Consider the following 21,762-nt stretch of genomic DNA (forward strand, 5'->3'; position numbering starts at 1 on the left):
GCCCGCGCCGGGGGGGGGGGGGGGGGGCCCGGCCGCCCCCCCCCCCCCCGGCCGGGCGGCGCACCGCCCGCCGGTATCCTGGCTGCTCGTGACGGTCAAGCCCAGCATCCCGAACGTCCTCGCCGCCCGCTACGCCTCGCCCGAGCTGGTCGAGCTGTGGTCGCCGCAGCACAAGATCATCCTGGAGCGCAAGCTGTGGCTCGCCGTGCTGCGCGCCCAGGCCGACCTCGGCATCGAGGTGCCCGAGTCGGCGCTGGCCGACTACGAGCGGGTGCTGGAGCAGGTCGACCTGGACTCCATCGCCGCCCGCGAGCGGGTCACCCGCCACGACGTCAAGGCCCGCATCGAGGAGTTCAACGCCCTCGCCGGTCACGAGCAGATCCACAAGGGCATGACCTCGCGGGACCTGACCGAGAACGTCGAGCAGCTGCAGGTCCGCCGCAGCCTGGAGCTGGTGCGCGACCGCACCGTCGCCGTCCTGGCGCGGCTCGGGCAGCTCGCCGCCGAGCACGCCGAGCTGGTGATGGCCGGGCGCTCGCACAACGTCGCCGCGCAGGCCACCACCCTCGGCAAGCGCTTCGCGACCGCCGCCGACGAGCTGCTGGTCGGCTTCCACCGGCTGGAGGAGCTGCTCGCCCGCTACCCGCTGCGCGGCATCAAGGGCCCGGTCGGCACCGCGCAGGACATGCTGGACCTGCTCGGCGGTGACGCGGGCAAGCTCTCCGAGCTGGAGCGCCGCGTGGCCGGGCACCTGGGCTTCGGCTGCACCCTGACCAGTGTCGGCCAGGTCTACCCGCGTTCGCTGGACTTCGAGGTGCTGACCGCGCTGGCCCAGCTGGCCGCCGCGCCGTCCAACGTCGCCACCACGATCCGGCTGATGGCCGGGCACGAGCTGGTCACCGAGGGCTTCAAGCCCGGCCAGGTCGGCTCCAGCGCGATGCCGCACAAGATGAACACCCGGTCCTGCGAGCGGGTCAACGGCCTCGCGGTGGTCCTGCGCGGCTACGTCTCGATGACCGGTGAGCTGGCCGGTGACCAGTGGAACGAGGGCGACGTGTCCTGCTCGGTGGTCCGCCGGGTGGCGCTGCCGGACGCGTTCTTCGCCTTCGACGGGCTGCTGGAGACGTTCCTGACCGTGCTCGACGAGTTCGGCGCGTTCCCGGCGGTGGTCTCCCGCGAGCTGGACCGCTACCTGCCGTTCCTGGCGACCACCAAGGTGCTGATGGGCGCGGTGCGGGCCGGGGTCGGCCGGGAGACCGCGCACGAGTCGATCAAGGAGAACGCGGTCGCGGTGGCGCTGGCCATGCGCGAGCAGGGCGTGGAGCGCAACGACCTGCTGGACCGGCTGGCCGCCGACGACCGCCTGCCGCTGACCCGCGACCAGCTGGAGGAGCTGCTGGCGGACCGCCTCGCCTTCACCGGCGCGGCGGCGGCCCAGGTCGGCGACGTGGTCGCGCAGGTCGAGGCGATCACCGCCCGCTACCCGGAGGCCGCGGCCTACCGCCCCACCGACATCCTCTGAGGGCGTGCGCAGCCGTGCTCTCGGGCACGGCTGCGCGCTCAGCCCCAGTGGGCGTCGAAGAAGTCCAGCTCGCAGCGGGTTGCCTGCTGGAACAGGCGCAGGCAGCGGGCCCGCTCGCGCTCGTCGAGCTCCGCGCCCACCCGGTCCAGCTCGCCGCACAGCCAGCGCACCCACGCCTGGAAGCCCGAGTTGTTGTGCAGCGTGATCCACTCCGCGTGCACGAAGTTCTCCGGCAGCGCGCTCGGCGCGCGCACCGCCCACTCCAGGTAGGACCACTCCGCGACGGTCAGCACCGTCAGGACCTCCGCGTAGCTGCCGCGCGCGTTGGTGTCCTGCATCAGCTCCCGGAACGCCACCGTCGCCTCGGCCAGCCGCGGGTGCACCCGGTCGGACTCGCCGACCCCCAACGCGTCGAACGAGCGCTGGAAGTAGGTGTTCTCCTCGCTGGTGACCACCCCGATGCTGCCCGCGATCGCCAGCCGCGACGCGTAGCGGTCCGCCTTGGCGACGCCGGAGCCGAGCAGCGCCAGGAAGTCGTCCACGAACTGGTAGTCCTGCACCAGGTAGGAGCGCATCGAGTCGACCGGCACCAGCCCGTCGAACAGGGCCTGAGTGAACGGGTGCGTGATGACCGCCGTCCAGTCGGGCTCGCTGCGCTGGCGGAGCCAGTCGGTGAATGTCTCGGTCACGGGTGTCCTCCTGGGTCCAGGCCCGGTGCCTCGGCTGGCACCGGGTTTCCGGCGCACCGGCGTCCGCCGCCAGGCGAGCCGGGTCACTCCTACCACCGCGTGCGGGCGCCCGGCCCCCGGTGGGGGAGAATCCGGCACGTGGTTGCACTCGCCGATTACCCCCAGATCGCAGCGGGCAAGGTCCGCCAGCTGCACGCCGTGGACGACGAACACCTGCTGCTGGTCGCCTCCGACCGCCTCTCGGCGTACGACCACGTGCTGGACACGCCGATCCCGGACAAGGGCCGGGTGCTCACCGCGATGAGCGTGTACTGGTTCGAGCTGCTCGCCGACCTGGTGCCGAACCACCTGGTCAGCGCCGACGACCCGCGCATCCCCGGTGAGGTGCGCGGCCGCGCACTGCTGGTGCGGCGGCTGGAGATGCTGCCGGTGGAGTGCGTCGCGCGCGGCTACCTCACCGGCTCCGGGCTGGCCGACTACCAGCGCACCGGCGCGGTGTGCGGGGTCGAGCTGCCCGCCGGCTTGGTCGAGGCCTCGCAGCTGCCGGAACCGATCTTCACCCCGGCCACCAAGGCGGAGCTCGGCGACCACGACGAGAACATCAGCTTCGACGCGGTCGCCGCGCAGCTGGGCGCGGAGCGCGCCGAGCAGCTGCGCGAGGTGACGCTGCGGGTGTACCAGCGGGCGGCGGAACACGCGCGCGGCCGCGGCGTGATCCTGGCGGACACCAAGTTCGAGTTCGGCCTGGCGCCCGACGGCTCGCTGGTGCTCGGCGACGAGGTGCTGACGCCGGACTCCTCGCGCTACTGGCCCGCGGACGGCTACCAGCCGGGCCAGGTGCAGCCGTCGTTCGACAAGCAGTACGTCCGGAACTGGCTGACCTCGCCGGCCTCCGGCTGGGACCGCGCCTCGGACACCCCGCCGCCGTCCCTGCCCGCCGACGTGGTGGCGGCGACCCGCGACCGCTACGTGGAGGCCTACGAGCGGATCACCGGCCGCTCCTTCGCCGACTGGCCGACCCCGGAAGCCTGACCGGCGGCCGGGCGCGCTTCCGGGGCTGCGGAGTCCGATGAGGATCCCTTCATCGGACCTTCAGGGCGACCTCACGCGCACCACCGAAGCTGGTTCTCGTCAAGGGGAAAGCCCGAGCGAGAGGCAGCACGATGATGCGGAAGACGAAGCGGACCTGGCTGGTGGCGGGCGCGGCGGTGGCGGCCCTGGCCCTCGGTGGCACGGGAGTCGCCCTGGCTGGCACGAGCACCACGCCCACCCCGGCCCCGCTCCCCACTGTCCAGCCCCAGCCCCAGCCCCAGGTCCCGGACCAGGTCCAGCCCGCCCCGGTGTGCGTCGACGACGACCTCGACGACCGCTTCGACGACGACTGGGACGACCGGTTCGATGACGACTGGGACGACCGGTTCGATGACGATCGGGACGACCGGTTCGACGACGATCGGGACGACCGGTTCGACGACTGCGACGGCCAGTTCGACCACGACGACGTGGACGACGTGGATGACCGGGACGACGACTGACCCGGGCAGGCCGAGGCTTGCCGGATCGGGCTCGGGGAACTCGCACCGTCGGTGAGGACGCAAGCCCCCTGACGTCCCGCTGGTGGCGGGACCCTGGGATCAGACCGTGGCCGGGGTGGCCTTCTGCAGGACCTGGACGGTGGTGCCTTCCGGGCGGAGGTTCTCGAACATGCGGTAGTGCATCTGCGGGGCGGCCAGGACCGCCTCGTGGATGGGGACCGCCGTGCGCGGGGCGACGGCGCGGAGGAAGTCGACCGCTTCGGAGAGCTTCAGCCAAGGGGCCGCGGTCGGCAGGCCGAGGACGTCGATGCGCTGCTCCGGCACGTGGAACGAGTCGCCCGGGTGGTAGAAGGCGCCGTGGTCGACGATGTACCCGATGTTGTCGACCACCGGGATGTCCGGGTGGATCACCGCGTGCGCGCCGCCGACGACGGTGACCGCCGCGCCGCCGAGTTCGAGCGCGTCGCCCGGCCGGGCGGTGGTCGCGGTCAGGCCGCGTTCCTCGACCGAGGCCGCCGAACCGGGGTCGACGACCAGCTGGGCACCCGGGTTGGCGGCCAGCAGCGCGGGCAGCCGGTCCAGGTCGAGGTGGTCGGGGTGCTGGTGGGTGACCAGCACGGCGTCCAGGTCGCGCAGGTCCTCGAAGTCCGCGGAGAACGTCCCCGGGTCGAGCAGCAGCCGCGTCGACCCGTTCTCGACCAGCACGCACGAGTGTCCGAAGTGGGTGATCTGCACGGTGTTCCTCCTCGTCAGACGGCTCGACCACTCTCGCACGATCACCAGTCGCGGCTGGGCAGCGCCTTGAGCAGCTCGGCTTCCTCGTCGGCGGTGAGCCCGGCCCCGCGCGCGCGGTCGGCTCCCAGCGCCCGCTCGGTCGCCAGCGCTGCGGACACCGTCTCGGCCAGTGGTCGGATGCGCAGCCCGGCCGCCAGCGAGGGAGCGGGGTCGTGCGAGGCGAAGCCGTCGTGGTCGTCCGGGATCCACAGCGGCAGCGACTTCGGCCCGGCCCAGCGCTGCACCCCGGCCGCTTCGAGCGCTTCGGGAGCGACGGCCGCGAGCGAGGTGCCGGGCGGCGCGACCAGTGCGGCGATGTCGGCCAGCAGTGCGCCGAGCGTGGTGACCGGGCCGATGCCGTCGAAGGTCCCGGCGAGCCCGCGTTCCGCGGCGGTGACGATCCAGCTGGCCAGGTCGCGGACGTCGATGTGCTGGACAGGTGAGCCGGGGGTGTCCGGCACGAGCACCCGCCCGCCGCGGGACAGCCGCAGTGGCCAGTAGCCGAACCGGTCGGAGCGGTCGCCGGGGCCGGTGATCAGGCCCGGCCGCACCACGAACGCGCGGTCGCCCACCGCCGCCCGCACCGCGTCCTCGCAGGCCACCTTGATGCCGCCGTAGGACTCGGGCGTGCTGGTGTCGGCGGAGTCGGTGATCGGCGCCAGCAGCGCGCCGTCAGTGCGCTGACCGGTAGTTTTGTTGTCGGAGTAGACGTGATTGTGGACACGAAGGTCCAGTGCCCGGCGGTACCCAGGACGTCCAGCGCCTCGCGGACCCACTGGTAGTCGCGCGCGACGTCGACGACCGCGTCGAACCGCTCCCCGGCCAGCGCCGCGAGCCCCTGGTCGCGGTCCACGACCACCAGCTCCGCGCCGTCCGGCACGTCGCCGCTCGTGCCGCGCGCCGCGCAGACCACCTCGTGCCCGCGCTCCAGCGCTGCCGCGGCGACCGCGTGCCCGACGAAGACCGTTCCGCCCAGAACCAAGATCCGCATGCCCAGCACACTTCCGGACACGACGCGGTCCTGGCGATGGATCTCGCTACCGGTGAACGCCGTGGGCACCCCGGTCGGAGTGCCCACGGCGTCGCGGTCAGCCGGTGACGGTGATGGTCATCGTCGGTCCGGCGCCGCCGCCGACGCGGGTGTGCACCGGGTACTGCCCCGGCGGGACGTCGGCGATGGTCGCCACCGCCTCGGCGACGCCGTCCCTGTCGGTGACCACCTCGGCCAGGCCCTCGTCCGCGCCCACCGGGTGCTCGCGGTTGCGCACGAACGCGGCCGACGAGATCCAGCTGACGCCCTCCAGGCCGTGGTCGAGCCGCAGGACCAGGGTGTTGCCCGCCCGGACCTGGGACTTGTCGGCGGTGAGCCGCGGCTGCTCGGCGACCGCGACCTGGGCCGGGGCGGGGCTCGGTGCGGCGGTGGCCGGGACGGTCGTGGTCAGCGCGAGTCCGGCGAGCAGCGCCGCGCCCAGCAAGGTCTTGTAAGTGCGCATCGGAATGCGTTTCCCCTCAGTGGCTTCGGATCAACACCGGGCACCTCCCCGTGGTGCCCGCTCTGATAGACGGCCGGGAGGGGCAAAGGTTTAGACGAGCTGGGGAAAGTGTGATGCAAGGCACAGCAGAGTCCGGTGTGGTGAGCTGCACCGCACCCGGTGCCCCTGCCCGGAGGGGTGAACTCCCAGCTCAGTTACGCTTTGGCAGTACTGCTGGCCATCCGTCGGGGTCCCGGCGGATCTGCACGGAAACCGGGAGCAGCACCCGTGGCCCGAGTCGTTGTCGACGTCATGCCGAAGCAGGAGATCCTCGACCCGCAGGGGCAGGCGGTGGCGAATGCGCTGCCGCGGCTCGGGTTCGACGGGATCGCCGAAGTCCGCCAGGGGAAGCGTTTCGAGCTGGAGGTCGCCGACGACGTCGACGACGACACGCTCGCCAAGATCGCTGAAACACTGCTGGCCAACCCGGTCATCGAGGACTACGAAGTCCGGCGGGTGGACGCGTGAGCGCGAAGATCGGCGTCATCACCTTCCCCGGCACCCTCGATGACGTCGACGCGGCCCGCGCGGTGCGCCGGGCCGGTGCCGAACCCGTCACCCTCTGGCACGCCGACCACGACCTGAAGGGCGTGGACGCGGTGGTCGTGCCCGGCGGCTTCTCCTACGGCGACTACCTGCGCTGCGGCGCCATCGCCAAGTTCGCCCCGGTGATGACCGAGGTCGTGGAGTCCGCCCGCAAGGGCATGCCGGTGCTCGGCGTGTGCAACGGCTTCCAGATCCTGTGCGAGTCCGGGCTGCTGCCCGGCGTGCTGACCCGCAACGCGGGCCTGCACTACGTCTGCCGCGACCAGTGGTTGAAGGTGGAGAACACCAGCAGCGCGTGGACCACCCGCTACGACGCGGGTGCCGAGCTGCTGATCCCGATCAAGCACGGCGAGGGCAACTACATGGCCGACCAGGCCGTCCTCGACGAGCTTGAGGGCGAGGGCCGGGTGCTGTTCCGCTACGCGGGGGAGAACCCGAACGGGTCCCAGCGCGACATCGCGGGCATCACCGACGCGCGCGGCCGGGTGGCGGGCATGATGCCGCACCCCGAGCACGCGATCGACCCGCTGACCGGCCCCACCGATGACGGCCTCGGCATGTTCCTGTCCGTTCTGGATGCACTGGTGGCAGCGTGACCAACATCGACACCGTCGAGCAGGCGAGGACCACTCCCGAGCTCGACCAGCCCTTCCGCGAGCTGGGCCTGAAGGACGACGAGTACGCCCGGATCCGGGAGATCCTGGGCCGCCGCCCCACCGACGCCGAGCTGGCCATGTACTCGGTGATGTGGAGCGAGCACTGCTCCTACAAGTCGTCGAAGGTGCACCTGAAGTACTTCGGCGAGACCACCACCGACGAGATGCGCGAGAAGATGCTCGCGGGCATCGGCGAGAACGCGGGCGTGGTCGACATCGGCGACGGCTGGGCGGTGACGTTCAAGCTGGAGAGCCACAACCACCCGTCCTACGTCGAGCCCTACCAGGGCGCGGCGACCGGTGTCGGCGGCATCGTCCGCGACATCATGGCGATGGGCGCGCGCCCGGTGGCGGTGGCCGACCCGCTGCGGTTCGGCCCGGCCGAGGCCGAGGACACCAAGCGGGTGCTGCCCGGCGTGGTCGCCGGGGTCGGCGGCTACGGCAACTGCCTGGGCCTGCCCAACATCGGCGGCGAGGTCGTCTTCGACGAGTGCTACAGCGGGAACCCGCTGGTCAACGCCATGTGCGTGGGCGTGATGAAGGTCGAGGACCTGCACCTGGCGCACGCCAGCGGCAAGGGCAACAAGATCATCCTGTTCGGTGCGCGCACCGGGCTGGACGGCATCGGCGGCGTGTCCGTGCTGGCCTCGGAGACCTTCGACGGCGACGAGAGCGGCTCCGGCCGCAAGAAGCTGCCGAGCGTGCAGGTCGGTGACCCGTTCGCCGAGAAGGTGCTCATCGAGTGCTGCCTGGAGCTCTACCACGCGGGCCTGGTCGTCGGCATCCAGGACCTGGGCGGGGCGGGCCTGTCCTGCGCCACCTCCGAGCTGGCCTCGGCCGGTGACGGCGGCATGCGGGTCGACCTGGACCAGGTGCCGCTGCGCGCCACCGGGATGACGCCCGCGGAGATCCTCTCCAGCGAGTCGCAGGAGCGGATGTGCGCCGTGGTGGAGCCCGCCAACGTGGATGCGTTCCTGGATGTCTGCCGGAAGTGGGACGTCACCGCCACCGTGATCGGTGAGGTCACCGACGGCGAGAACCTGGAGATCTTCTGGCACGGCGACCTGGTGGTGGACGTGCCGCCGCGGACCGTCGCGCACGAGGGCCCGGTCTACGAGCGCCCGGTGGAGCGGCCCGCCGAGCAGGACCTGATCGCCGCGGACAACGCGAGCACGCTGGCCCGCCCGGCCACCCCGGACGAGCTGCGCGAGACCATCCTGCGGATGGCGGCCTCGCCGAACCTGTGCTCCCGCGCGTGGGTCACCGACCAGTACGACCGCTACGTGCGCGGCAACACCGTGCTGGCGCAGCCGTCGGACGGCGGTGTGCTGCGCATCGACGAGGAGACCGGGCGCGGCATCGCGGTCGCGACCGACTGCAACGCGCGCTACACCCGGCTCGACCCGTACGCGGGCGCGCAGCTGGCGCTGGCCGAGGCCTACCGCAACGTGGCGACCACCGGTGCGACGCCGGTGGCGGTCACCAACTGCCTGAACTTCGGTTCGCCGGAGGATCCGGGCGTGATGTGGCAGTTCCAGCAGGCGGTGCGCGGGCTGGCCGACGCCTGCGTGGCGCTGGGCATCCCGGTGACCGGCGGCAATGTCAGCTTCTACAACCAGACCGGGCAGAAGGCGATCCTGCCGACCCCGGTGGTCGGCGTGCTGGGCACGATCGACGACGTCACCCGCCGCATCCCCACCGGCATCGGCGGTGAGGAGGGCGAGACGCTCCTGCTGCTCGGCGAGACGCGCGAGGAGTTCGGCGGCTCGGAGTGGGCGCGCGTGGTGCACGACCACCTCGGCGGCACGCCGCCGGAGGTCGACCTGGCGCGGGAGAAGCTGCTGGCGGAGATCCTGGTCGCGGGCTCCCGCGACGGCATGATCTCGGCGGCGCACGACCTCTCCGAGGGCGGCCTGGCGCAGGCGCTGGTGGAGACGGCGCTGGTCGGCGAGTGCGGCGCCCGGGTGGTCCTGCCGGAGGGCGCGGACCCGTTCGTGTGGTTGTTCTCCGAGTCGGCGGGTCGCGTCCTGGTGGCGGTCCCGCGCACCGAGGAGACCCGCTTCACCGACATGTGCACGGCGCGCGGTCTGCCGTGGGCGAAGGTCGGGGTCGCCGACGCGGGCGAGAAGTCCCTGGACATCCAGGACGTCGCGAACATCCCGCTGACCGAGCTCCGCGAGGCCTGGGAGGGCACGCTGCCGAAGTTGTTCGGCTGATCCGCTCAACACGAAGGGGCACCCGAGCCACGGGTGCCCCTTCGTCGTGAGTGGGGATGGTTGCTCTAACCACCATCGCCGCTCACGAGTTCGGGCGGTAGGACCACGTCGTGGTCCGGGCTGGTGGTGATGCCGGTGGCCACGACCTCGCCGCGGAAGGTGGTGCCGGACAGGTCGGTGTCGGCCCCGAAGTGCGCCTCGCGGAAGTCGGTGTGCCCGTGGAACTCGGCGTCGGCCATCGACAGCTCGTTGGCGAAGCGGGTCTCGTTGAACCTGGTGGTGCCGGTGAAGCAGGTGCGGCGGAAGGTGGTCCGGGAGTTGAACTCCGCCCCGGGGAACCAGGCGAGGTGGTGGAAGACCGAGTCGTCGCAGCGGAACCGCCCGTGCAACCGGCCCGGCCCGACGACGGCGGCGGTGAACCACACCGGCCCGTGGAACTGGCACCGGCTGAAGTTGTTGTCGCTGTGCAGCTTCGCGTACCGCAGCGTCAGGGTGCCGATCCTGCGGTCGGCGACGTCGAAGTACTCCAGCGTCGCGCCGGTCAGGTCCAGGTCGTAGGCCGGGGCGTCGGCATCGTCGGCGCGCGACAGCAGGTCCACCACGAGCCGCTGCGCGGTCAGGCGCACCTGGAGCTTCCGCTCCGCCTCGTCCTCCCCTGCACGGTCCACGAACTGGGCGCCGTAGCGGTGGTGCGAGAACGGTCGCCGCAGGTAGGAGCACAGCACGTCCAGCACGGTCTGGGCGTAGTCGGGCCGGTTGCGGGCCAGCCCGGCCAGCGCGTGCAGCGCGCCGACGCGGACCTGGTCGGTCTCGTGCCCGAGCAGCTCGATCGCGCGGGCGAACCGCTCGTCGGCGATCCGGTCCCGGTCCAGCTCGACGCGCCGGTCCTCCAGCTGGTAACGCTCCCGCTCGGTCTGCTGCCGCTGCTCCTCGGTGCGCCGTCGGCGGTCGTTGAGCCACAGCGCGTACAGCGCGACGACCGAGCCTGCGGCCAGCCCACCGGTGCGCAGCGCGTCGGCGCCGGTGGTGCGCTGGTCGAAGACCAGCAGTGCGGCGCTCACGCCGACCAGCACCACCACCGCGATGGCGATGGTCACCACCAACCCGACCTTGCGCTCACCCATGCGCGTGATTCTGCCGGGCGGTGGTGTGGTTCCGGGGCGGGCAGCGGGAACCCGCGGTGCCGTCGGGAGCGGCACCGCGGGTTCGCCGAGGTGTCAGCCGTTGGCCAGGGCCTGCAGGCGGTCGTACGCGCCGTTGAACACGTTCTTGTCGATCGGCGAGGAGGTGTGCTGCCAGATCGTCCAGATGCCCCAGTTGTACGGCAGCTGGCCGACCGTGCTCGCGTAGCGGGCGACCCACAGCGGGTTGGTCGAGCTGAAGTCACCGCTCACGCACTGGTTCCACCAGGTGGTGCTGGTGTAGATGACCGGCCAGCGGCCGGTGCGCGAGTGGTAGGTGTCGCTGAAGTCCTTGATCCAGGCCGTCATCTGGCTCTTGGTCTTGCCGTAGCAGGTCGAGCCGTACGGGTTGTACTCCATGTCCAGCGCGCCCGGCAGGGTCTTGCCGTCCTTCGACCAGCCGCCGCCGTTGTCCACGAAGTAGTTGGCCTGGGCCGCGCCGCTGGAGCGGTCCGGCAGCGCGAAGTGGTAGGCCCCGCGGATCATGCCCACGTTGTAGGAGCCGTTGTACTGCTGGGCGAAGTACGGGTTCTTGTACCCGGTGCCCTCGGTGGCCTTGACGTAGGCGAACCGCATGCCCTGGTTCCACCAGGAGTTCCAGTCGACGTTGCCCTGGTGGCTGCTGACGTCCATGCCGGCCACGGTGGCCAGCGGGTCGACCGCGGGCTCCGGGGCGGGCAGTTCGCCACCGCCCTCGTGCTTGCGGATCTGCGAGCCCATCGGGGTGTCGGTCACCGGTTCGGAGCTGGTCTGCGTGCCCATGGCGGAATCCCTTCCGGGCAGGGGGGTGCTGGCCAGCGCGGGCGCGCACAGGAAGACGACACCTGCGCAGATCATCGATGCTAGGGAGAGCAGCCGTAATCGGCGACCACGTCCACTCGGACGGTTCATCGGGGCCTCCTGGTGATCGGATTCGGTGCGTCGTCGGGGACGACGCGGCTTGCCCCGAAAGTGTCGCGAATGGTTTTCGTTGGAAGTAGATCCTGTGTTAGTTTTTAACCGGAATGGCTCAATCCGGACAGCTGAGGGTGAACTGCCGGCCACCAACGGGTAGTTCGGCGCCGAGCACAACCTCCAAGCCGGGCTGAGCGTCGAAACCAGCAGATCGATCATGACAGCCGTACTCGGGCCAGGACGTGGTGGCGGACGGTAATCGATCGTCGTGCGAGCCACGCGGATGGCCTGCTCGGATGAGGTTACGGCTTACCCCGGGTGCCGCACATGATGTTCGACCGCCGGACCGATCCGGTCGTATGCTCCGAACGAGAACGGGCCAGGCGAGTACGAGTGGAGGGCGCCCCAGGCATGACTGGCTGGACCGCGCCGGTGCCAAGCGCTCACGAGGTGACCGCCGAGGTGAACCGAGCCGACCGACGCCGCTTCGCGGCGGCCTGGGCGCACGCGCTCATGGGCACCAGCTACGTGCCCATGACCAGCGCTGAGATCGAAGGCCGCCTGTCGGGCTACACGGACCGACTGGTCGACGTCCTGCTCAGCGACCCGTTCGACACCGCCGCCGCGCGCGAGGTCGGCGTCGACCTCGTCGCCGTGCACTTCACCAGCGCCGAATCGCTGGCCCGCACGGTGAACCTGATCGGCGACGAGATGCTGGACGTCCTCGGCCTGGAGAGCAACCCCCACTGGCGCGGCCGGGTCGCGGCGCTGCAGGGCGCCCTGTGCTCCGGGTTCGTGCAGGCCGCCCGCAAGCGCACGCTGGACGAGCAGGAAGCCATCCGGCAGGCCGTGCTGGACGCCCGCGACGCCGTCGAGCAGGCCCTGCGCACCAGCGAGGCGCGGTTCCGCGCGATCTTCGCCGAGGCCGCCATCGGCATCGGGATCGGCGACATGGAAGGCCGCATCCTCGAGGTCAACGACTCGCTGACCCGGATCATGGGCCGCTCCGCCGGCGAGCTCCGGACCATGCTGGTCTCCGACATGATGCACCCGGCCGACCCGGACAGCGTCTGGCGGATGTACCAGGAGCTGGTCCGCGGCGAGCGCGACCAGTTCCGGGTGGAGAAGCAGTTCATCCGCCCCGACGGCGGCACCGTGTGGACCGAGATGATCGTGTCCCTGGTCCGCGGCGAGGACGGCCTGCCGCTCTACCAGGTGGCGCTGATCGAGGACGTCACCGACCGGCTGATGCTGCAGGAGCGGTTGCGGCACCAGGCGATGCACGACCCGCTGACCCGGCTGCCCAACCGCGCGCTGTTCCTGGAGCGGCTCACCAACGTCCTGCGCCAGCACGGGCCCGGCGACCGGGTCGCGCTCTGCTACATGGACCTGGACGGCTTCAAGGTCATCAACGACAGCCTCGGCCACCACGTCGGCGACGACCTGCTGGTCGCGGTCGCGGACCGGCTCGCCGCCGTGGTGCACGGCGACGACCGGCTCGTCGCGCGGATGGGCGGCGACGAGTTCGTGATCCTGCTGCAGAACTCGCTGGGCACCGAGCAGGCCGTGGAGGTCGCCGACACGGTGCTGGAGGCGCTGGAGCAACCGTTCCGCATCGGCGGCCACGAACTTTCGGTGGGCGCGAGCATCGGCATCGTGGAGCGGCCGGTGAACGGGCAGACCGCCGCCGAGCTGATGCGCGACGCCGACGTGACGCTGTACTGGGCGAAGGCCGAGGGCAAGGGCCAGTGGGCGCTGTTCGACCCGGAGCGCAACGCCACCGAGGTCGCGCAGTTCCACCTGTCCGCGAAGATGCCCGCCGCGCTGGAGCGCGAGGAGTTCTACGTCGACTACCAGCCGCTGATCGGCCTGCGCGACCAGAACGTGGTCGGGGTGGAGGCGCTGGTCCGCTGGGCGCACCCGGAGCTGGGGCGGCTCGGCCCGGACCGGTTCATCGGGCTGGCCGAGGAGACCGGGCTGATCGTGTCCCTGGGCCGGTGGGTGCTGTGCCAGGCCTGCCGCCAGGCCAAGCGCTGGCAGGACCGGTTCGGCTCCGCGGCGCCGTTCGTCAGCGTCAACCTGGCGGTGCGGCAGTCGCGGGACCCGGGCCTGGTCAACGACGTCGCGGCGATACTGGCCGAGACCGGCCTGGAACCCTCGCGCCTGCAGCTGGAGCTCACCGAGAGCGCGATCATGGGCACCGCCGACGAACCGCTGGACGCGTTGCGCGCGCTGTCCCAGATGGGCGTGCGGATCGCCATCGACGACTTCGGCACCGGCTACTCGAACCTGGCCTACCTGCGCCACCTCCCGGTGCACGAGCTGAAGATCGCGGGCTCGTTCATGGAGGGCCTGCGCGACGCGGAACGAGCCGACCCGGTGGACGCCCGCATCGTGGCGACCCTGGTGGACCTGGCGCACGCCCTCGGCCTGACGGTCACCGCGGAGGGCGTGGAGACGCTGGCCCAGTCTCGCCGGATGGCCGACATCGGCTGCGAGACCGGCCAGGGCTACCTCTTCGCCAAACCCGGTTCCCCGGAGGAGATCACCAGGTTCATCACCGACCACCTGGACTGACCAGCGGCGGCCCCGGGCACCCCGCGATCCCGGTGGGAGTTGCGGGCCCGCCGTGGCGGGGTCAGCCCGGCTGGCCGTCGCGGCGGTTGCGCTGGGCACGGGTGACCCCGCCGTGCAGCACCGCCGCCGAGTTGACCAGGGCCAGGTGGCTGAAGGCCTGCGGGAAGTTGCCGGTGAAGCACCCGGTCGCCGCGTCGTACTCCTCCGCGTACAGCCCCACGTCGTTGGCCAGCGCCACCAGTTCGCTGAACAACTTCTCGGCCTCGCCGCGGCGGCCGATGTGAACCAGGGCCTCGACCAGCCAGAACGAGCACGCCAGGAACGAGCCCTCGCGCCCGGTCAGGCCGTCGACCTGGTGGCGCGAATCAGTTGCCGTGTAGCGGTCGACCAACGCCCCGTCGTGCTGCAGCTCCCGCTGCACCGCCTCCACGGTGCGCACCACCCGCTCGTCGTCGCCGGGCAGGAAGCCCACCGACGGGATCCGCAGCGTCGCCGCGTCCAGCGTGCGCGAGCCGTAGTACTGGGTGAACGCCCCGACCTCCGGGTTCCACGCCCGCTCCAGCACTTCCGCGCGCACCGCGTCGCGGATCTCCCGCCAGCGGTGCACCGGACCCGGCAGCCCGTCCTCCTCCGCGGCGCGCACCGCCCGGTCGAAGGCCACCCACACCATCACCCGGGAGTGCGTGAAGTACCGGTCGGGGCCGCGCACCTCCCACAGGCCGCGGTCCGGCTGCTGCCAGATCCGCTCCAGGTGCCGCAGCATCCCGCGCTGCAGCGCCCAGGTCTCCTCGCGCTCCGGCAGCCCGCGTTCCCTGGCCAGGTGCAGCACGTCCATGACCTCGCCGAACACGTCGAGCTGCAGCTGCCGGAAGGCCGCGTTGCCGATGCGCACCGGCTGGCAGCGGCGGTAGCCCGCCAGCCAGTCCGCCTCCCACTCCAGCAGGTGCCGCTCACCGTTGACGCCGTACATGATCTGCAGGTCAGCCGGGTCGCCCGCCACCGCGCGCACCAGCCAGGTGCGCCAGGCCGCCGCCTCCGCGGAGCAGCCGAAGTTGTCCAGCGCCAGCAGCACCAGGGTCGCGTCCCGCAGCCAGCAGTACCGGTAGTCCCAGTTCCGGTCCCCCGGCACCGCTTCCGGCAGCGAGCTGGTCGGCGCCGCGATGATCCCGCCGGTCGGCGCGTAGGTGAGCGCCTTGAGGGTGGCCAGCGAGCGGTGCACCGCGGCCGAGTGCGGGCCGGAGTACGAGATCTTCGTGGTCCAGCTCCGCCAGAACTCCTCGGCGGTGCGGATCTCCTGGACCGGGTCGACCGGCGCGGGCAGCTCGTCCGGGTCCGGTGACCACTGCATCGCCCAGGACAGCGCCTCCCCGGCCCGCACCGTGCGGACCAGCTCGTGCGCCCGCTCGTGCTCGGCGCGCAGCGGCAGGACGTCACCGCGCAGCACTGCGGTGTGCGGGCCGGCGATGGCCAGGATGAACTCGTCGAGCACCGGTTCGGTCTCGCGCACCCGGCGCACCCAGGGCACCGCCTCGCCGTAGGCGAACCGCACCACCCAGCGCATCTTGACGTCGACCTCGCCGGAGACGCCCTGCACGGTGCGCACCAGGCAGGGCTGGGCGTGGTGGTCCTGCTCGTGCGGCGGCATGCAGTCGATCAGCCGCAGCACCCCGTCGTCGGTGTGGAAGTCGGTCTCCAGCACCAGGGAGTTGTCCCGGTACCGGCGGCGCACCTCGCGGACCGGGGAGGTCGGCGCGATCTGCCAGTGCCCGTTGCGCTCGCTGCCGAGCAGTCGGCAGAAGCAGGACGGCGCGTCGAAGCGCGGCAGGCAGAGCCAGTCGATCGACCCGTCCTTGCCGACCAGGGCCGCGGTGCGCAGGTCGGACAGCAGCGCGTAGTCCTCGATCGGCCCCGGCCCGCTGTCCCGCTGATCACCCGTCACCTGTCCGAGGCTAAGCACAACTCCCGGTGATCACAGTTCCGCGACGCGTGAGCTGCGGTGATCCGCGCTCACGACCGCTCGGCCGCGGTCCGCGCCAGGACGCTGTGCGGGATCACCGCCTGGACCGCTTCGTGCAGGTTGAGGCCGAGGGCCAGGCCGTTGAGCAACTCCGGCAGCGCGCTGCCCGGCACCCGGCGGAAGCCCGGCCAGTCCGACGGCACCCGCCCGGCCGAGGTGCAGGCCGGGAGCAGCTGGCTGCCGTCGGACATCTCCGCGGTGTAGAGCATCGCGTCGTCCTCGCGCGGCGCGTAGAGCAGCAGCTCGGCGTCGAGGACCGCTGCGGGCAGCGCGGAATCCTCCAGCCGCCCCTCGGCGATCTCGACCAGCACCCGCTCCAGCTCGTTGGTCGGCTCCGGCCGGTCGGTGACCAACGTGGACGGCTGGTAGCGGTCGTTGAACTGGAAGTCCTCGTCGATGTCGCCGTCCGGGCCGATCCGGTAGGCGCCCACGATGCCCTCCGGCGGTACCTCGCCGCCGTCCGCTCCGTAGCCGGGGTCGGTGATGTAGAGCCAGCTGTTGGGGTTCTGCTCGGCGTGCGCGCGCATCTCGTCGGTGATCGGCGGTGCGGGCGGGGTGGCTTCGGACATCGCGGGCTCCGTGCTGTTGATCGTCGCGCTCAGCTCGTGCCGAGCACACCTCCGAGAGTGCCAGCCGCACCTGGGCGCGCGCCGGGGCGGCCCCCCTCGGACCAGCCGTTCCGAGGTGCCGTCGCGGCTGGTCCGGGGGGAGACTGGCGGGAGTGTTCGGGGAGGGGAGGCGGCGATGATCGGTCAGCGGGAAGCGTTGCGGATGTTCGGGTGCGAGGTGTTCGACCCGGCCGGTCATCGGGTGGGCATCGTCGGTCAGCTGTTCATCGACGAGGACACCGAGCAGCCCGCCTGGGTCACCGTCCAAACCGGACTGTTCGGGACCAACGAGAGCTTCGTGCCGCTGGAGGGCGCCGCCTTCGACGGGGACACGCTCACCGTCGCGGTCGGCAAGGAGGCGGTCCGGCTGGCCCCGCGCGTCGACCTGGACCAGGGCGACCTCCCGCCGGCGCAGGAGCGCGCGCTGTACCTGCACTACGGGTTGACCTACGGGGTCGCCCCGGACGGCTCCGCCGAGGAGGCGGAGTACGTCGAGGCGGTCCGCCTCCGGCTGCGGCGCTGGATCGCCGCCACCTGATCGGGGAATCAGTGCGGTCACCCGGCGCACACGGGTGACCGCCGCAGGAGAACCGGGCGAAAAGGATTAGTTGAATTCTCCACCGCGCCCGCCGCTGCTCGCGGCGGGCGCGATTTTGCCTGCTCATTCCCGGTAAGCCGAGCAGAGATGGGAATGCGTTCACCCCACCGTCCGATTGTGTGGCGACAAATCGCCAACATCACCCGTCCGAGTGTTTTCCCTGGTTACGTTCCGCCGTGAAACACCTTCGCTCGGCCCCACCCGAGCGTACTGGAACGGAGGGGACACATGAGGAAGCTGCTCTACGGCACCGGGGCAGGGGTTGCCGCAGCTGCGCTCGTGTTCGCCGGGGCTCCCGCCGGCGCACAGCCGCAGATCGACCTCGCACCGCTGGTCCTGCACCCGCAGGCCAAGGTGACGAGCGCCGACGACGCGGACGTCTACATCGTCAACCTCAAGGACGGCATCACCGCCCAGGGCGTCGCCGAGGAACTCGGCGTCCAGGCCCGCAACGTCTACGACTCGGCGATCAACGGCTTCTCCGCGAAGCTGAGCCCCGAGCAGCTGGACAAGGTGCGTGCCAGCAGCAAGGTCGAGAACGTCTCCCAGAGCTACCGCATCCAGGTCGAGCCGGCCAAGAAGCAGGCCGTCGAGTCCTGGGGCCTGGACCGCATCGACCAGGCGGACCTCCCGCTGGACGGCAACTACGCCCCGTCCGGCACCGGTGAGGGCGTCACCGCCTACATCATCGACACCGGCATCGACGTCTCGCACCCCGACTTCGGCGGGCGCGCCGAGGTCGGCTTCGACGCCCACGGTGGCGACGGCTCGGACAACCAGGGCCACGGCACCCACGTGGCGGGCACCATCGGCAGCGACACCTACGGCGTGGCCAAGGGAGTGAAGCTGGTCGGCGTCAAGGTGCTCGGCGACGACGGCAGCGGCACCACCGAGCAGGTCGTCTCCGGCATCGAGTGGGTCGCCGAGAACGCCAACGGCCCGTCGGTGGCGAACATGTCGCTGGGTGGCCCGAAGGACCCGGCGCTGGACGAGGCCGCGACCAACCTGGTCAACAAGGGCGTCTTCCTCGCGGTGGCCGCCGGTAATGAGAGCCAGGACGCCGAGAACGTGTCCCCGGCCAGCGCCGAGGGCGTGTTCACCACGGCCGCGTCGGACGAGAACGACGGCTCCGCCGACTTCAGCAACTTCGGCGCCACCGTCGAGGGCTACGCCCCCGGCGTGGACATCGTCTCCACCGTCCCGGGCGGCGGCACCGAGGCGCTGAGCGGCACCTCGATGGCCAGCCCGCACGTGGCCGGTGTCGGCGCGCTGTTCCTGCAGGCCAACCCGGACGCGGCCCCCGCGGACGTGATCTCCGGGCTGCAGGGCCAGGCGGCGACCGACAAGATCCAGAACGCGCCGTCGGGCACGATCAGCGACCTGCTGCAGATCGGTGACCTGTGATCCGGTAGCGACATGCGAACGCGGGCCCTTCCTGACCACGATCGGGAAGGGCCCGCGTCGCGTCCGCTGCTGCATTCGGGGGACGCCGGGGTGCGGCCGAACGGGGTCAATCCAAGGTCGCTGCGCGCCATCGTGCGAAAGTCGGTTCCAGCGATCGTTCCCGGTGGATACGTTGCCATCAACGGGGGTGTTCAGTGTCCATCGCGGTGCCGGTGCTGAATCGGTGCTGCTGGGGCACACGAGGAGGGGTGTGCCGTGCTTCCCGGATACACCGAGGACTTGGCGCAGTCGTCGACCGCGGTCGACGAACCGACGAGGGAAACCGCGACCACCGAGCCGCTCACCGAGCGGGCCGTGCGGGCGCAGGTCGCCTCGGTCACCCGCGCTGCCCGGGCGCAGTCCGGCAACGGTGGCGTGCTGCAGGTCGTGCACGGTGCCAAGCGGGTCGGCTGGGCGGCTTACGAGCTCCAGCGCAACGCTTCGCAACTGGTCCAGGGCGTGGCCAAGCCGCCGTACGTGACGACTGGGCCGCTGGACTCGCTGGAATCGCGCAAGCTCGCCGAGGGCGTGCAGTACCAGGTGCTTTATGACCGGTCCGCGTTGGCGCTGCCGCCGCAGCTGGACATCACCACCAAGCTGGTCGCGCAGGGCGAGCAGGCCCGGGTGATCCACGTCGCGCCGACCAAGCTGATCATGGTCGACAACGAGATCGCGCTGATGCCGCTGACGGTGAGCGAGAACACCGTGGAGAGTGCGGTCGTGGTGCGCAGCTCGGCGATGCTGGCCGCGCTCGGCCGGATCTTCGAGGACATGTGGCGCTTCGCCGCGCCGTTCACCGCGGCCCAGGACCTGTCCGGCCAGGAGATGCAGCCGACGGAGGAGGAGCGGTGGATCCTGTCCCTGCTGGCCTCCGGCGCCACGGATGACACGATCGGCCGACTGATGGGCTTCAGCGCCCGGACCGCCCACCGCAGGGTCCGCGAGCTGATCGCCCGCCTGGGCGTGGAGACCCGCTTCCAAGCGGGCATGCAAGCGGTCAAGCTCGGCTGGCTCTGATCGGGTCCCCCGCGACGGCGGTGGAGATCAACCTGGTCCCCGTCGAAGTCGCGGAGGACCCGGCCAGATCGCCGAGTCCCACCCGCCGCCGCCCCCGTCGGTCCGCGGCGAAGTCCCGTCGGCGCCACTCCCACGGGTCGTGCCCACAGCCACGTGTCGATGTCGGCGTGTCGCGTGCCCGACACGCCGGTGGTTACAGTTTCAGTTGAAACTGAAACCGTCCGACGACGCGTCGCCACGCTCGCGTGCCCGAAGTGGACGGAACCTCTCACCGGCTCGGTCGGAGAAGGCGTCTTTTGCGTTCGATCAGCGCTGGGTGCTGGTGGAAGCGGTTTCGGCGCTTGCCTGGGGTTGCAGTTGCAATGAAACTGTGCATTCTCCGACGACTCGCCTGAGAGGGGCCGGTGGGATCACCTCATTGAGGTTGGGCACCTGGTTGCCGCGGGAATCGCGGGACCGCGGACGGCGGGGTCGGACACCGGAGGTCGGGGCGGGGTGTTGGCGGGTTTTCGTAGGCTGGGCGCATGCCCAGTCGACGTGCCGTTGATCCCGGTGAAGTGCGCGACGCCGTCGCGGCGGTCCGCCCCTGGCTGGACGACGACGCGCAGCGCCCGGCCCGCCCCGAGCTCGCCGCCGCCGTGCGCCTGAGCCTGCGGACGCTGGAGCAGGTCGCGCCGGGCAACAGCGTCGAGGTCCGCGTCCCGCCGTTCGCCGCGGTCCAGTGCATCGCCGGACCCCGCCACACCCGGGGCACCCCGCCCAACGTCGTCGAGACGGACGCCCGCACCTGGCTCCTGCTCGCCACCGGCCGCCTCACCTGGACCGAAGCGGTCGACCAAGGCGCCCTCATCGCCTCCGGGACCCGAGCCGACATCTCCCAGTGGCTCCCCCTGGTCCGCACCGGCGGATGACCTCCCCGTCCCGGGCGGACGTCGCGGTTCACGGGTCCAGCAACGCTGCGGTTGGTCGTCAGTCGAACGGGGTGTCCGTTGTGGACGCGTGAGTTCCCGCGAGTCTAGGGGCTGTCCTGCGGTGCGCCCAGGATCCGCGCCGCCAAGGTGGGCAGTGCTCGGGTCAGGTACGCGGGTTGCGGTGGCCGGGTCACCAGCGAGAGCGTGACCTTCCCCGCCACGGGTGAGGGCAGCAGCCGGTCGGTCGGGTCGTTCCACCAGCGGGCGGCGAGGTCGGGGACCAGCGCCGGGATCCTGCGGTGCCGGGCGATCCGGAGGGTGGCCTCGATCGTGGGGCCAGGCCGAGGGGCCGCGCCGAGCTTGGACAGGCTGGCGTGGAGGTGCCCGCCACTCAGGTCGATCGAGGAGTACAACACCTCCCGTCCTGCCAATGGGCGCTTCCCGTCGGCCGGGGACGGGGTGCCCTCGGGCAGGACCAGGACGAGTGCGGAGGTGCCGAGCAGGGTGCGGTGCAGGCCGCGGGGTAGGGCGGTCTGCCCAGCGATGGTGACGATGGCCGCGTCCAGGAGTCCTTCGTGGACCTGGCCGATCAGGGCTGGTCCGTGATCGATCTCGGCGTGGGTGGTCAGCCCTGCCAGCTCGACCTGCGCGGCGGTGAACACGATCGGCGCCAGCGCGTGGATCGTGCCCAGGCTCAACGACGGTGACTGCGTCGCCGTCGCGACGTGCTCGGGGAGGGCGTCCAGCTCGGCCAGCAGCCGGGTGGCCTTCCGGGCCAGCTCCCGCCCCGCGGATGTCGGGCGGGCCCCGGTGGTGTCCCGCTCGAACAACCTGACGCCCAGGCGGCGTTCCAGGTCGGCCAGGCGGCGCGAGGCCGACGGCTGCGTGGTCAGCAGTTCCTTGGCAGCGGCCCCGACCGACCCGTGCCGGGCCACAGCCTCGACGAGCGCCAGGTCCTCGGTCCGCAGGCGGGAGGTCATGCTCCCAGCGTATGACCCCGGCGTGCTGTTCGATCTCTACCCGCCCGGATTGCGGCGGCACAGGAT

Annotated in this window: 21 protein-coding genes; 11 read left to right on the forward strand and 10 right to left on the reverse strand. The window is 71.5% G+C overall.

Annotation, left to right across the window (positions count from 1 at the left end):
* The first annotated feature begins 88 nt into the window (after positions 1–88).
* Positions 89–1,522 (forward strand): adenylosuccinate lyase, encoded by a 1,434-nt coding sequence (gene purB / locus ABT324_RS26605; RefSeq protein WP_351182971.1) that lies wholly within the window; start codon positions 89–91, stop codon positions 1,520–1,522.
* 38 nt (positions 1,523–1,560) lie between these two features.
* Here purB and ABT324_RS26610 read toward each other — a convergent pair whose 3' ends face one another.
* Positions 1,561–2,211 carry a TenA family protein gene (locus ABT324_RS26610; protein ID WP_351182973.1) on the reverse strand — a complete coding sequence of 217 codons (651 nt, stop codon included), beginning with the start codon at positions 2,209–2,211 and terminating at the stop codon, positions 1,561–1,563.
* Between the two features lie 138 nt (positions 2,212–2,349).
* Here ABT324_RS26610 and ABT324_RS26615 point away from each other — a divergent pair, with 138 nt between their 5' ends.
* Positions 2,350–3,243, forward strand: a complete 894-nt coding sequence (locus ABT324_RS26615) for a phosphoribosylaminoimidazolesuccinocarboxamide synthase (protein ID WP_351182975.1) — start codon at positions 2,350–2,352, stop codon at positions 3,241–3,243.
* 131 nt (positions 3,244–3,374) lie between these two features.
* Positions 3,375–3,746 (forward strand): ATPase, encoded by a 372-nt coding sequence (locus ABT324_RS26620; protein ID WP_351182977.1) that lies wholly within the window; start codon positions 3,375–3,377, stop codon positions 3,744–3,746.
* A gap of 99 nt (positions 3,747–3,845) precedes the next feature.
* Here ABT324_RS26620 and ABT324_RS26625 read toward each other — a convergent pair whose 3' ends face one another.
* The 4 genes from ABT324_RS26625 to ABT324_RS26640 all read right to left on the reverse strand — a co-directional run bounded on the left by ABT324_RS26625 (position 3,846) and on the right by ABT324_RS26640 (position 6,013).
* A complete protein-coding gene (locus ABT324_RS26625; protein WP_351182979.1) occupies positions 3,846–4,481 on the reverse strand; it encodes an MBL fold metallo-hydrolase in 636 nt (211 codons plus the stop codon).
* A 41-nt stretch (positions 4,482–4,522) separates the two neighbouring features.
* Positions 4,523–5,122: a Rossmann-fold NAD(P)-binding domain-containing protein gene (locus tag ABT324_RS26630; RefSeq protein ID WP_351182981.1), complete on the reverse strand. Its 600-nt coding sequence runs from the start codon at positions 5,120–5,122 to the stop codon at positions 4,523–4,525.
* Positions 5,056–5,511: an NAD-dependent epimerase/dehydratase family protein gene (locus ABT324_RS26635; protein ID WP_351182982.1), complete on the reverse strand. Its 456-nt coding sequence runs from the start codon at positions 5,509–5,511 to the stop codon at positions 5,056–5,058. Before ABT324_RS26635 ends, ABT324_RS26630 begins: the two co-directional genes overlap by 67 nt.
* Before the next feature lie 97 nt (positions 5,512–5,608).
* Positions 5,609–6,013 carry a hypothetical protein gene (locus ABT324_RS26640; protein ID WP_351182984.1) on the reverse strand — a complete coding sequence of 135 codons (405 nt, stop codon included), beginning with the start codon at positions 6,011–6,013 and terminating at the stop codon, positions 5,609–5,611.
* A gap of 267 nt (positions 6,014–6,280) precedes the next feature.
* Here ABT324_RS26640 and purS point away from each other — a divergent pair, with 267 nt between their 5' ends.
* Genes purS through purL form a run of 3 tightly spaced genes read left to right on the forward strand, consistent with a single transcriptional unit; the run spans position 6,281 to position 9,470 of the window.
* A complete protein-coding gene (gene purS, locus ABT324_RS26645) occupies positions 6,281–6,520 on the forward strand; it encodes a phosphoribosylformylglycinamidine synthase subunit PurS (protein WP_351182986.1) in 240 nt (79 codons plus the stop codon).
* Positions 6,517–7,194: a phosphoribosylformylglycinamidine synthase subunit PurQ gene (gene purQ, locus ABT324_RS26650; protein ID WP_351182988.1), complete on the forward strand. Its 678-nt coding sequence runs from the start codon at positions 6,517–6,519 to the stop codon at positions 7,192–7,194. Before purS ends, purQ begins: the two co-directional genes overlap by 4 nt.
* Positions 7,191–9,470 carry a phosphoribosylformylglycinamidine synthase subunit PurL gene (gene purL, locus ABT324_RS26655; RefSeq protein WP_351182990.1) on the forward strand — a complete coding sequence of 760 codons (2,280 nt, stop codon included), beginning with the start codon at positions 7,191–7,193 and terminating at the stop codon, positions 9,468–9,470. Before purQ ends, purL begins: the two co-directional genes overlap by 4 nt.
* 65 nt (positions 9,471–9,535) lie before the next feature.
* Here purL and ABT324_RS26660 read toward each other — a convergent pair whose 3' ends face one another.
* Together ABT324_RS26660 and ABT324_RS26665 are read right to left on the reverse strand one after the other, a co-directional pair.
* Positions 9,536–10,594 carry a pentapeptide repeat-containing protein gene (locus ABT324_RS26660; protein WP_351182992.1) on the reverse strand — a complete coding sequence of 353 codons (1,059 nt, stop codon included), beginning with the start codon at positions 10,592–10,594 and terminating at the stop codon, positions 9,536–9,538.
* Between the two features lie 93 nt (positions 10,595–10,687).
* Positions 10,688–11,413: a lysozyme gene (locus ABT324_RS26665; protein WP_502949802.1), complete on the reverse strand. Its 726-nt coding sequence runs from the start codon at positions 11,411–11,413 to the stop codon at positions 10,688–10,690.
* Positions 11,414–12,007: 594 nt separating this feature from the next.
* On the opposite strand from ABT324_RS26665, the gene ABT324_RS26670 reads away from it, so the two are divergent.
* Positions 12,008–14,122, forward strand: coding sequence for a putative bifunctional diguanylate cyclase/phosphodiesterase (locus ABT324_RS26670; protein ID WP_351182994.1), 2,115 nt, complete (start codon positions 12,008–12,010; stop codon positions 14,120–14,122).
* A 61-nt stretch (positions 14,123–14,183) separates the two neighbouring features.
* On the opposite strand, the gene ABT324_RS26675 is transcribed toward ABT324_RS26670, so the two are convergent.
* Together ABT324_RS26675 and ABT324_RS26680 are read right to left on the reverse strand one after the other, a co-directional pair.
* Positions 14,184–16,061 carry a glycoside hydrolase family 15 protein gene (locus tag ABT324_RS26675; protein ID WP_351182996.1) on the reverse strand — a complete coding sequence of 626 codons (1,878 nt, stop codon included), beginning with the start codon at positions 16,059–16,061 and terminating at the stop codon, positions 14,184–14,186.
* Between the two features lie 68 nt (positions 16,062–16,129).
* Entirely contained in the window at positions 16,130–16,708 is a 579-nt protein-coding gene (locus ABT324_RS26680) for a type VII secretion system-associated protein (RefSeq protein WP_351182998.1), read from the reverse strand.
* A gap of 175 nt (positions 16,709–16,883) precedes the next feature.
* Here ABT324_RS26680 and ABT324_RS26685 point away from each other — a divergent pair, with 175 nt between their 5' ends.
* The 4 genes from ABT324_RS26685 (at position 16,884) to ABT324_RS26700 (ending at position 20,716) form a co-directional block, all read left to right on the forward strand.
* On the forward strand, positions 16,884–17,285 hold the full coding sequence (locus ABT324_RS26685; protein ID WP_351183000.1) for a PRC-barrel domain-containing protein: 402 nt from the start codon (positions 16,884–16,886) through the stop codon (positions 17,283–17,285).
* 288 nt (positions 17,286–17,573) lie between these two features.
* Entirely contained in the window at positions 17,574–18,749 is a 1,176-nt protein-coding gene (locus ABT324_RS26690) for a S8 family peptidase (protein WP_351183001.1), read from the forward strand.
* A 255-nt stretch (positions 18,750–19,004) separates the two neighbouring features.
* Complete coding sequence (locus tag ABT324_RS26695; protein WP_351183003.1) at positions 19,005–19,805, forward strand: DNA-binding response regulator; 801 nt, start codon at positions 19,005–19,007, stop codon at positions 19,803–19,805.
* A gap of 524 nt (positions 19,806–20,329) precedes the next feature.
* Positions 20,330–20,716 carry a sterol carrier family protein gene (locus tag ABT324_RS26700; protein WP_351183005.1) on the forward strand — a complete coding sequence of 129 codons (387 nt, stop codon included), beginning with the start codon at positions 20,330–20,332 and terminating at the stop codon, positions 20,714–20,716.
* A 104-nt stretch (positions 20,717–20,820) separates the two neighbouring features.
* Here the strand turns inward: ABT324_RS26700 and ABT324_RS26705 are convergent, their stop codons facing one another.
* Complete coding sequence (locus ABT324_RS26705; protein WP_351183007.1) at positions 20,821–21,696, reverse strand: LysR family transcriptional regulator; 876 nt, start codon at positions 21,694–21,696, stop codon at positions 20,821–20,823.
* Between the last annotated feature and the right edge of the window lie 66 nt (positions 21,697–21,762).

Source organism: Saccharopolyspora sp. NPDC000359 (assembly GCF_040300525.1).
Taxonomy (GTDB): Bacteria; Actinomycetota; Actinomycetes; order Mycobacteriales; family Pseudonocardiaceae; genus Saccharopolyspora.

Excerpts from the sequence above, each read along its gene's own strand:
- ABT324_RS26620 (WP_351182977.1), top strand. The coding sequence starts at position 3,375 with ATGATGCGGAAGACGAAGCGGACCTGGCTGGTGGCGGGCGCGGCGGTG.
- ABT324_RS26635 (WP_351182982.1), bottom strand. The coding sequence starts at position 5,511 with ATGCGGATCTTGGTTCTGGGCGGAACGGTCTTCGTCGGGCACGCGGTC.
- ABT324_RS26640 (WP_351182984.1), bottom strand. The coding sequence starts at position 6,013 with ATGCGCACTTACAAGACCTTGCTGGGCGCGGCGCTGCTCGCCGGACTC.
- ABT324_RS26660 (WP_351182992.1), bottom strand. The coding sequence starts at position 10,594 with ATGGGTGAGCGCAAGGTCGGGTTGGTGGTGACCATCGCCATCGCGGTG.
- ABT324_RS26665 (WP_502949802.1), bottom strand. The coding sequence starts at position 11,413 with ATGGGCACGCAGACCAGCTCCGAACCGGTGACCGACACCCCGATGGGC.
- ABT324_RS26680 (WP_351182998.1), bottom strand. The coding sequence starts at position 16,708 with ATGTCCGAAGCCACCCCGCCCGCACCGCCGATCACCGACGAGATGCGC.
- ABT324_RS26685 (WP_351183000.1), top strand. The coding sequence starts at position 16,884 with ATGATCGGTCAGCGGGAAGCGTTGCGGATGTTCGGGTGCGAGGTGTTC.
- ABT324_RS26690 (WP_351183001.1), top strand. The coding sequence starts at position 17,574 with ATGAGGAAGCTGCTCTACGGCACCGGGGCAGGGGTTGCCGCAGCTGCG.
- ABT324_RS26700 (WP_351183005.1), top strand. The coding sequence starts at position 20,330 with ATGCCCAGTCGACGTGCCGTTGATCCCGGTGAAGTGCGCGACGCCGTC.
- ABT324_RS26705 (WP_351183007.1), bottom strand. The coding sequence starts at position 21,696 with ATGACCTCCCGCCTGCGGACCGAGGACCTGGCGCTCGTCGAGGCTGTG.